Here is a 10,054-nt window from a genome sequence, read left to right as displayed (position 1 = left end):
ACCAACGTTAGGTTGGGAACAAGAATATTTCTTAATTGATTCTGCTTTAGCTGCAACAAGACCTGATATTATTGCTACTGGTAGAACTTTATTAGGACACACGTCTTCAAAAGGACAACAATTAGACGACCATTATTTTGGTTCTATTCCAACTCGTGTTTTACAATATATGAGAGAATTAGAATACGAATGTATGTTATTAGGTATTCCAGTTAAAACGCGTCATAATGAAGTAGCGCCAGGACAATTTGAATTGGCTCCAATTTTTGAAGAAACCAATTTAGCAGTTGATCATAACTCTTTATTAATGGATGTGATGGAAAAAGTTGCTGAAAGACACGATTTCAAAGTATTGTTTCACGAAAAACCTTTTAAAGGTGTAAATGGTTCGGGTAAACATAACAACTGGTCTTTAGCAACAGATACTGGAATTAATTTATTGTCTCCAGGAAAAACGCCAATGAGTAATTTAATGTTCTTAACGTTTTTTATCAACACAATTAAAGCGGTTCACGATTACGAAGAATTATTAAGAGCGTCAATTGCATCAGCAAGTAACGACCACCGTTTAGGAGCAAACGAAGCGCCACCAGCAATTATTTCTGTGTTTATTGGTCAACAATTGACAAAAGTATTAGCAGAATTAGAAGGTGTTACGAAAGGAAAATTATCTCCAGAAGAAAAAACAGATTTAAAATTAAACGTGGTAGGTAAATTACCAGATGTTTTATTAGATAATACAGATAGAAACAGAACGTCTCCATTTGCGTTTACGGGAAATAAATTCGAATTCAGAGCGGTGGGTTCAACAGCTAACTGTGCGGTTTCAATGACTACTTTAAATTCAATTGTTGCCAAACAATTAATTGACTTCAAAAAAGAAGTTGATGTGTTAATTGAAACGAAAGATTTAAAGAAAGACGAAGCGATTTTCAACACATTAAGAGAATACATTAAAGGAACAAAAGCTATTTTATTTGAAGGTGACGGATATAGCGATGCTTGGGAAAAAGAAGCTAAAAAACGCGGATTAAGTAATCATAAAACTACTCCAGAAGCATTAAAAGCGAAAGTTTCTAAAAAAGCATTTGATTTATTTGCAGAATTAGGTGTAATGAATCATATTGAAGTAGAATCACGTTACGAAATTGAATTAGAAGAATACACGAAAAAAATTCAAATTGAAGGAAGAGTTTTAGGAGACATTGCTCGTAATCACGTAATTCCAACAGCTATTAAATATCAAAATACGTTAATTGAAAACGTAAAAGGTTTAAAAGATATTTTCGAAAAAGATTTCACTAAAATTGCGAAAGAACAAATTGAGTTAATCAAAGAAATTTCAGCACATATTGAAGGCATCAATCGTAATATTGATGAAATGATTGAAGAACGTAAAAAAGCAAATAATTTAGATAATACAGAAAAAATGGCAGCAGCTTACTGTAATAAAGTAAAACCATATTTTGAAGTAATTCGCGAACACTGCGATAAATTAGAACTTTTAGTTGATAATGGAATTTGGCCATTAACAAAATACAGAGAATTGTTTTTTATTAAATAATATTTGTTTAGATTTGAAAATGCTTGTTAGTAATAACAAGCATTTTTTTTACAATAATTTTGGTAGTTTTAAGTTATACTAAAAAGTACGATTTTATGAAATCATTAATTATAAGTTTATTTTCTATTTTTTGCTTAACGTCTTTTTCACAAAAAAAGATGACACTTTATTTTGATACCAATTCGAGTGAGCTTAGCCAAAAAGAAATGGTTAAATTCAATGAATTTATGAAAACAAAAGATTTAAAAATTCAGAAAGTTATTGGTTTTTGCGATTTGCGTTCTTCTAATAAATATAACGATTCATTAGCATTAGCAAGAGCCAATTTTGTTTCAAGTTTAATTCGATTGTCTTCTTTTAATTCTGTGTTTGAAGTAAAATCTAAAGGAGAAAATTTCAATCAATTGAAAGATTTAGATTTAAACAGAAAAGTAGAAATTCATTTTAAAATTGAAAAAACAGTGCCACCAAAAGTTGTTCCAGAAGAAAGTTTAGGTACACGTATTTCTAAATCTAAAAAAGGCGATAAATTAGTACTTAAAAATTTATTTTTTTACGACAGAACGGATGTTTTATATCCAGAATCCTACAAACCACGGGAAGAATTATTAAAAGCATTGAAAGATAATCCGAAATTAAAGATAGAAATTCACGGTCATATTTGTTGCACGCCCGGAAAAGATAAAGAAGAAATTGCTTTAAAACGTTGTGTTGGAACCATTGAATATCTAGTGGTAAACGGAATTGATAAATCGAGATTAAGTTATAAAAGCTTCGATGCAGCGCAACCTATTTTTCCCATTCCAGAAAAAAATGAAGAGGAACGAAAAGCCAATCGTCGTATAGAAATTTTAATCGTTGATAAATAAATGGCATAGTTTTTAGTCTATATTTGTATATCTATAATAAACTAATTAATGAAAAACTTATTTGCTATTGCCTTATACCTTTTACCATTTACCTTTTTTGGTCAAGAAAGTGTTTCGTTTTATTTTGAAAACAATAAATCTGCATTAAATCAAGTCGAATTGACAAAATTAAATAAATGGATTACAGCAAATAAAAATTCTAAAATTCTTTCTATTACGGGTTCTACGGATGAAGTAGGCTCTTCAGGTTACAATGATACTTTATCACAAAAACGTGTAGATTATATTTTTAATAAAGTAAAACTTTCAGTAAAAATTAGGGAAGATTTTAAATCGATTTCTTTAGGCGAAAAAGGTGCAAAATCGAATAGTAAAGCAGAAAACAGAAAAGCCATTATCGTTTTTTTACAAGAAAAAGATTTAGCTAAAGAAGCCCTTTTAATTCAACCAAAAGTAGAGGTGGAAGTCCCTAAAGATATTCCAACAAACGGATTAATTCCAATTGAGGAAAAGGATATGAATTTCCCAGAAGGCGCTACTTTAGAAGAAAAAATTCAATTGTCTCGACCAGGAACTTTAATTGTTTTGCCTGAAATTCAGTTTTATAAAAATTCCTTTGGCATTATGCCTTCTTCTCAAAGAGAAATTTTTGAATTGATTCGAATTATGACAATGAATCCAAAATTATATATTGAGATTCAAGGACATATTTGTTGTGTGGATAAAGATATTCGAAATTTATCTTTAGATAGAGCCAGACAAGTCAAACGTATTTTGCAATCAAATTACATTTTAGAACGCCGTATAAAAGTAAAAGGATTTGGTGTTTCGAAACCAAAATTTGCCATTCCAGAAGCAACAGAAGAACAAGCTGCAGCCAATAGAAGAGTAGAAATTATGATTTTAGAAATGTAAGTCAATTAGATAATTAGTCAATTACTCAATGTGCCAATTATCTAACAATCTAAAAATCTAATTATCTAATTATCTAATTGTCCAATTATCTAATTATCTAATTTTTTCGCTACACTTCCTCTTGGTTCGTTACCTTCAAAAAGTGCTATTTCTGAGTGTAAAAATTTCGCCGCTTCTGCAGAATCTTTCACTTTAGTGGCGCTTCGTGTTATCATTTCGGATTCAAAATCATTTAAGATACTTTTTCGAATTCCAATTTCTTTCCAGTTTGATGATTTTGTACATTTTTTTGTAATTTCTCTTGCTAAAGATAAAGCATCCAATAATGCTTGATTGGCGCCTTGTCCTTTAAACGGACTCATTGGATGGGCGGCATCTCCAATTAAAGTTATGTTTTTCCCCGTTTTCTCTAATAATGAACTAGATAGTATTTCTCTATCGTAAACAGGATAACCTGAAATTTCGGATTCTAAAGTAGCTTTTATTATTTCTGGAATAGGTGTGTGCCAATTTGTTCTTAGTATGGCTTCCTCTTTAAGCGAATTATTGCCTTTTTTACTTATTTCTTTTGCTGCTGCTTCCGAAATGGGAAAACTAAGTTGCCACATTATAGCCTCTTTAGAATATGGCATCATATATATGCGTTCTTTTCCGTTGGCAGTTTGAAATACCGTGGCACCATCGAGTAAAGGACTTTGAGTATTTTCAAGTGCGCTTAATTTACAAATTCCTAAAATCACCATACAATCTAAATATCGTAAAGGTGTAATTTCTTCACCTAACAATAATTTTCTGACTGAACTTCGAATGCCATCTGCACCAACTAAAATGTTAGTTTGAACTTTCTTAATTTCACCGTTTACCAGAAAACTTAAATCGATTTTATTTGTATTCGATTCTTTAAAATCAACAAGTTGATGTCCCCATTTCACACTGTTGTGTTCGTCCAGTTGTTCTAATAAAGCGCTGCGTAAAGCTTGCCTTGAAATGTGTAAGTTAGAATGTTTTGCTTGTTTTTTTGTATCGGATGGCAGCCATTTTCTGAGTCCCCATTCGCCAATTACTTTTCCTTCTGAAGTATGAACAATATGTTTAGTAGAAACTACTGCTTCTTTTAATGAAAATAATCCGAAGCCTTTTATTGCTTTACTGGCTTGCTGAAGCGTTAGTCCGTAACCCTGTGATCTGTCTGCAAAACTTTTATCTCTTTCGTAAAGTGTAAATGGAATTCCACGGTGTAAACAGGCTACAGCTAAAGCAACACCGCCAATTCCAGCACCGATTATTGCCACGTGTGGGTAGTTTTCGTTATCAACTTGAGGAAAATTCACAGAAGGAAGTATACCAGAACCCAAACAAATTTTACAAGCTATTTGTTCGTTTTTAGTTGCGACTTTTTCTTGTTGAATAAGCGACTTTTTAGGTTGTCTCCGATTTTTTTTTCCTTGTCCTTTACAATTTTGACAAACTGACCAACTCGCAAATGAATTTACTAACTTTTCCAATTCTAATTTTTAATTGTTTGGTATACAACTTAGCTGCAAAGATTGTGAAAATTTCTGTGATACTATTTAATTCTAAATTGTTTTATTTTGAATTGGCAAATTGTCTCATTATCTTATTGGCACATTACCTAATTATTTATATCTTTGCCAAACACAACAAACAACACTACAATAATGAGTTCTGAAACGAGCCAACGCTACAATTTAAGAGGAGTTTCTGCTTCTAAAGAAGATGTGCATAATGCCATTAAAAACATTGATAAAGGATTGTTTCCCCAAGCATTTTGTAAAATTATCCCGGATTATTTAACACAGGATGATGATTATTGCGTCATAATGCACGCCGATGGCGCAGGTACAAAATCAGCTTTAGCCTATATGTATTGGAAAGAAACGGGTGATGTTTCTGTTTGGAAAGGTATTGCGCAAGACGCGTTAATTATGAATATTGACGATTTATTGTGTGTTGGAGCAACCGATAATATTTTATTGTCATCTACTATAGGAAGAAATAAAAATCTAATTCCAGCCGAAGTTATTTCAGCTATTATTAATGGAACAGAAGAATTAATTGCAGAATTAAAGAAACACGGCGTGACTATCCATTCAACAGGAGGCGAAACTGCAGATGTGGGCGATTTGGTTCGAACTATTATCGTAGATTCAACAGTTACCGCTCGAATGAAACGTGCCGATGTAATTGATAATGCGAATATTCAAGCGGGTGATGTAATTGTAGGATTGGCCTCATTTGGTCAAGCTACCTATGAAACAGAATACAATGGCGGAATGGGAAGTAATGGTTTAACATCTGCGCGTCACGATGTTTTTGCGAAATATTTGGCAACTAAATATCCAGAAAGTTTTGATGCAGCTGTTCCAAACGAATTGGTGTATTCGGGTCAAACGAAGTTAACTGATGCTATTAAAAATAGTCCAATTGACGCGGGAAAATTAGTGCTTTCTCCAACCAGAACGTATGCGCCAGTTATTAAAAAATTACTATCTAAATACAATTCAAATCAAATTCACGGAATGGTCCATTGCAGTGGTGGCGCCCAAACTAAGGTGCTTCACTTTGTAGACAACGTTCACGTGATTAAAGATAATTTATTTCCAGTGCCACCGTTATTTCAATTGATTCAAGAAAATTCTAAAACCGATTGGAAAGAAATGTATCAGGTATTCAATTGCGGACATCGAATGGAAATTTATGTACCTGCTGAAATTGCACAAGATATCATCGAAATTTCAAAATCATTTAATATCGATGCACAAATTGTAGGTAGAGTAGAGCAATCAGAAAGTAAAAAGCTAACGATAGTTTCGGAATACGGAACGTTTGAATATTAAAGTATAATAACACAGATTAGAGAAATTTCAATAATTTTTAAAATTTATCTAATCTGTGTTGTTTAATTTCATAAATAATTATAATAAAACACAACAACAAAACAAAAATGAATAATGTTTTAATTTTAGATTTCGGATCACAATATACCCAATTAATAGCTCGAAGAGTAAGAGAATTAAATATTTTCTGTGAAATTTTTCCATTCGATAAAATACCTGCCGATTTATCATCCTATAAAGCGGTAATTTTAGGTGGAAGTCCTTGTTCGGTGCGTTCGGAAGAAGCACTTCACCCAGATTTATCTGAAATTAGAGGTAAAAAACCTTTATTAGCGGTTTGTTATGGTGCACAATATTTAGCGCATTTTTCAGGTGGAGAAGTAGCGGCATCCAATACAAGAGAATACGGAAGAGCAAATTTATCTTACATCAAAGAAAACGAAGTGTTTTTAGAAGGTGTTTCTGATAATAGCCAAGTTTGGATGAGTCATTCCGATTCCATCAAAAAATTGCCAACAAATGGTGTTAAAATAGCAAGTACAAAAGACGTTGAAAATGCTGCGTATAAAATTGAAGGTGAGATAACTTACGCTATTCAATTTCATCCAGAGGTTTATCATTCTACAGATGGAAAACAAATGTTAGAAAACTTCTTAGTTAAAATTGCAAAAGTGGAACAAACCTTCACGCCAAATGCATTTGTGGAAGAAGTAATTGCAGATATGAAAGCCAAAATTGGTGATGATAAAGTAGTTTTAGGATTATCTGGCGGAGTAGATTCAACTGTTGCTGCGGTAATTTTAAATAAAGCAATAGGTAGTAATTTATATTGCATTTTTGTAAACAACGGATTATTACGTAAAAACGAATTCCAAAGCGTATTAGACCAATATAAAGGAATGGGATTAAACGTTAAAGGTGTTGATGCTTCTCAGCGTTTTTATGATGCTTTGGCCGGACTTGATGATCCTGAAGCGAAGCGTAAAGCAATTGGAAATGCGTTTATAGAAGTTTTTGACGATGAAGCCAATCAATTAAAAGATGTAAAATTTTTAGGTCAAGGTACGATTTACCCTGATGTAATTGAATCGGTTTCAGCTACAGGCGGACCTTCAGCGACTATAAAATCGCATCATAATGTAGGTGGTTTACCTGATTTTATGAAATTACAAATTGTAGAACCTTTACGAATGTTGTTTAAAGATGAAGTTCGTAGAGTAGGAGCTACATTAGGAATTGATCCTGAGTTATTAGGTCGTCATCCTTTCCCAGGACCTGGTTTGGCTATTCGTATTTTAGGAGATATTACACCAGAAAAAGTAGCTATTTTACAAGAAGTAGATGCTGTTTTTATCAACGGATTAAAAGAACACGGTTTATACGATAAAGTTTGGCAAGCAGGTGCTATTTTATTACCTGTAAATAGCGTAGGTGTAATGGGTGATGAACGTACGTATGAAAAAGTAATAGCATTAAGAGCTGTAGAATCTACAGACGGAATGACAGCTGATTGGGTACATTTACCGTATGAGTTTTTAATGAAAATATCGAATGAAATTATCAATAATGTTCGTGGTGTAAACCGAGTGGTATACGACATTAGCTCGAAACCACCAGCAACTATTGAATGGGAATAAAAAAGATATAACAATATCAAAAAACAATGGCAATGTCAATATTTAATTAAAAATTTGACATTGCTTTTTTATTTTTCAAATGTTGTAATTGAAATAATAATGCTTATTTTTGAAAAGTGATATTGAATCTGATTTTGTCATTATTTAACTTGGCATTGAATTTGATTTGTAATAAAAACACAAACTTACCCATATGAAAAAAGCATATTTTGTATTAATATTATTTTTAGTGAGTTATTTAAATTATGCTCAAACCAAACATACCGTTACTAAAGGTGAAACACTTTATAGTATTTCAAAAAAATATAATGTTTCTACTGAAGACATTCTAAAAGCCAATCCAGAAGTTAAATCCGGTGTTCAAGAAAATAGTATTCTTACCATTCCAAAAGCTGCAATAATAGATTTATCTACGCCAAATAAACATATTATTCAGTCTAAAGACACAAAATATTCGGTATCCAAAAAATATGGAATTTCAATTGAAGAGTTGGAAAAACTAAATCCAGAAATAGGAACTGAGTTTGAAATTGGAACCGAAATTCGATTGAAAAAAGGAGTCGTTTTAACTTTACCAAAATCAGTAAAAAATATTGTTTCTTCAGAAAAAGTGATTTCTTATGAAGTAGAAGCTAAAGAAACGCTGTATAGTATTTCGAAAAAATTTAATGTTTCTATAGAAGAAATAATTGCGAAAAATCCATCAGCAAAAGAGGGTTTAATTGAAGGTACGTTATTGGTTCTGCCAAAAAAAAGTAATTTAGTTGTAAAGAAAGATTCTATAATTTTAAAGAAAGAAAAAGTAAATTTATTAGAAACTGTAAATAAAACCAGAGAAAGAAATTTAGTTTTATTGATGCCTTTTAATATTAATAGAATTGAGAAAGATTCTTCTAAAACAAAAATCGAATATTTAAAAACTGATAAATTTTTAAATATTACACTTGATTTTTATGCAGGTGCATTAAAGGCTATTGATTCAGCTAAAGTATTGGGATTGCCATTTAATGCAAAAGTATACGACGCAGAAACTTCTAAATATTCCTCTAATGTTGCTACAATTATAAAAAATAATGATTTTTCAAATGTCGATGTGGTAATTGGACCTTTTACCAATTCTTTCGTAGAACTTGCTGGGCAATTAGTGGATAAAAAAACGGCCGTTATTTCGCCATTAACGAATGATGTTGGGGTAGGTGGATCGAATGTTTTTTATGCTATGCCAAATGAAACCATTCAAAAGGAAAAATTAATGGCGTATTTGCAAACTAAATCGGACGCTATTTTTGCTATTCATTCCTCATCAAAATCAAAATTAAGTACTTATTTTTCAACTAATTATCAAGGAGTTAAATCGTTTTATTTTAATGAAAAAGGAATTTTTGATTATGCAACTTTAAAATCTAATTTGCAAAAAGGGAAAAAGAACTTTGTAATTTTAGATTCAGATAAAATTATACAAGTACTTTCTGTAGTCAATAATTTATTAAAACTTAAAAAAGAATTTGATATTAACTTGGTGGTTATTGAAAGAAATGACGCTTTGGATTTTGAAGAAATTCCATCTAAAAATTTAGCTGCATTGCAAATGTTGTATCCTTCTGCAATTTGCGAAAACGAATCAGTGGAAGCATTGCATTTTGCAAAAGCATTTAAAAAAGACAATAAAATACAACCCAACCAATATGCGACACGTGGCTTTGATGTTACGTTTGATGCTATTTTAAGAATGTGTCAGGAAGACGGATTTATTAAATCTGCTGAAAGTCAAATTTCGGAACAAATTGAAAGTCAGTTTAATTATTCTAACAGCAATAATTACGGCGTGTATATGATGTATTATAATTCTGATTTAACCATAAAACAAGCACAATAATGGCAACGTCAAAAGTAACTTATTTAGGCAATTTAAGAACATCATCGATACATTTAGCTTCTGGTTCAGAAATTATTTCGGATGCACCAATTGATAACAACGGAAAAGGAGAAGCGTTTTCTCCAACCGATACAGTAGCAAATGCATTAGCAAGTTGTATGTTTACCGTAATGGGGATTAAAGCACAAGATTTAAACGTAGATTTTTCTAATTCTACAGCTGAAGTAACTAAAATTATGGGAACCGAACCGCGACGAATTACAGAAATTCACGTTACTTTTTCGATGAATGTAGAAGTATCTGACAAAGAAAGAATCAGCTTAGAGAAAACGGCA

Annotated in this window: 8 protein-coding genes; 7 read left to right on the top strand and 1 reads right to left on the bottom strand. The window is 31.7% G+C overall.

Features of this window, described 5'->3' with window-relative positions:
* The 3 genes from ACIQ11_RS05810 to ACIQ11_RS05800 form a co-directional block, all read left to right on the top strand.
* Positions 1–1,564, top strand: a 1,564-nt coding sequence (locus ACIQ11_RS05810) for a glutamine synthetase type III (protein WP_396153669.1), incomplete at its 5' end; no start/stop codon positions are given.
* 95 nt (positions 1,565–1,659) lie between these two features.
* Positions 1,660–2,433 carry an OmpA family protein gene (locus tag ACIQ11_RS05805; RefSeq protein WP_396153667.1) on the top strand — a complete coding sequence of 258 codons (774 nt, stop codon included), beginning with the start codon at positions 1,660–1,662 and terminating at the stop codon, positions 2,431–2,433.
* A 48-nt stretch (positions 2,434–2,481) separates the two neighbouring features.
* Entirely contained in the window at positions 2,482–3,348 is an 867-nt protein-coding gene (locus tag ACIQ11_RS05800) for an OmpA family protein (protein WP_396153664.1), read from the top strand.
* Positions 3,349–3,437: 89 nt separating this feature from the next.
* Here the strand turns inward: ACIQ11_RS05800 and ACIQ11_RS05795 are convergent, their stop codons facing one another.
* Positions 3,438–4,853, bottom strand: a complete 1,416-nt coding sequence (locus tag ACIQ11_RS05795) for an FAD-dependent monooxygenase (protein WP_396153662.1) — start codon at positions 4,851–4,853, stop codon at positions 3,438–3,440.
* Between the two features lie 174 nt (positions 4,854–5,027).
* Here ACIQ11_RS05795 and ACIQ11_RS05790 point away from each other — a divergent pair, with 174 nt between their 5' ends.
* From ACIQ11_RS05790 to ACIQ11_RS05775, 4 genes are all read left to right on the top strand, one after another.
* Complete coding sequence (locus tag ACIQ11_RS05790) at positions 5,028–6,206, top strand: AIR synthase related protein (RefSeq protein ID WP_396153660.1); 1,179 nt, start codon at positions 5,028–5,030, stop codon at positions 6,204–6,206.
* Positions 6,207–6,313: 107 nt separating this feature from the next.
* A complete protein-coding gene (gene guaA / locus ACIQ11_RS05785) occupies positions 6,314–7,843 on the top strand; it encodes a glutamine-hydrolyzing GMP synthase (protein WP_396153658.1) in 1,530 nt (509 codons plus the stop codon).
* A 193-nt stretch (positions 7,844–8,036) separates the two neighbouring features.
* Positions 8,037–9,719: a LysM peptidoglycan-binding domain-containing protein gene (locus ACIQ11_RS05780; protein ID WP_396153656.1), complete on the top strand. Its 1,683-nt coding sequence runs from the start codon at positions 8,037–8,039 to the stop codon at positions 9,717–9,719.
* Positions 9,719–10,054: OsmC family protein (locus ACIQ11_RS05775; protein ID WP_396153654.1), on the top strand; the 336-nt coding region annotated here is incomplete at its 3' end. The genes ACIQ11_RS05780 and ACIQ11_RS05775, both read left to right, overlap by 1 nt.

It is taken from the genome of Flavobacterium sp., from assembly GCF_044361065.1.
Classification (GTDB): Bacteria; Bacteroidota; Bacteroidia; order Flavobacteriales; family Flavobacteriaceae; genus Flavobacterium.
This window is presented reverse-complemented; position numbering and strand designations above follow the sequence as displayed.

Bases quoted from the DNA above. Each gene is read 5' to 3' on its own strand.
- ACIQ11_RS05805 (WP_396153667.1), top strand. From the start codon at position 1,660: ATGAAATCATTAATTATAAGTTTATTTTCTATTTTTTGCTTAACGTCT.
- ACIQ11_RS05800 (WP_396153664.1), top strand. From the start codon at position 2,482: ATGAAAAACTTATTTGCTATTGCCTTATACCTTTTACCATTTACCTTT.
- ACIQ11_RS05790 (WP_396153660.1), top strand. From the start codon at position 5,028: ATGAGTTCTGAAACGAGCCAACGCTACAATTTAAGAGGAGTTTCTGCT.
- guaA (WP_396153658.1), top strand. From the start codon at position 6,314: ATGAATAATGTTTTAATTTTAGATTTCGGATCACAATATACCCAATTA.
- ACIQ11_RS05780 (WP_396153656.1), top strand. From the start codon at position 8,037: ATGAAAAAAGCATATTTTGTATTAATATTATTTTTAGTGAGTTATTTA.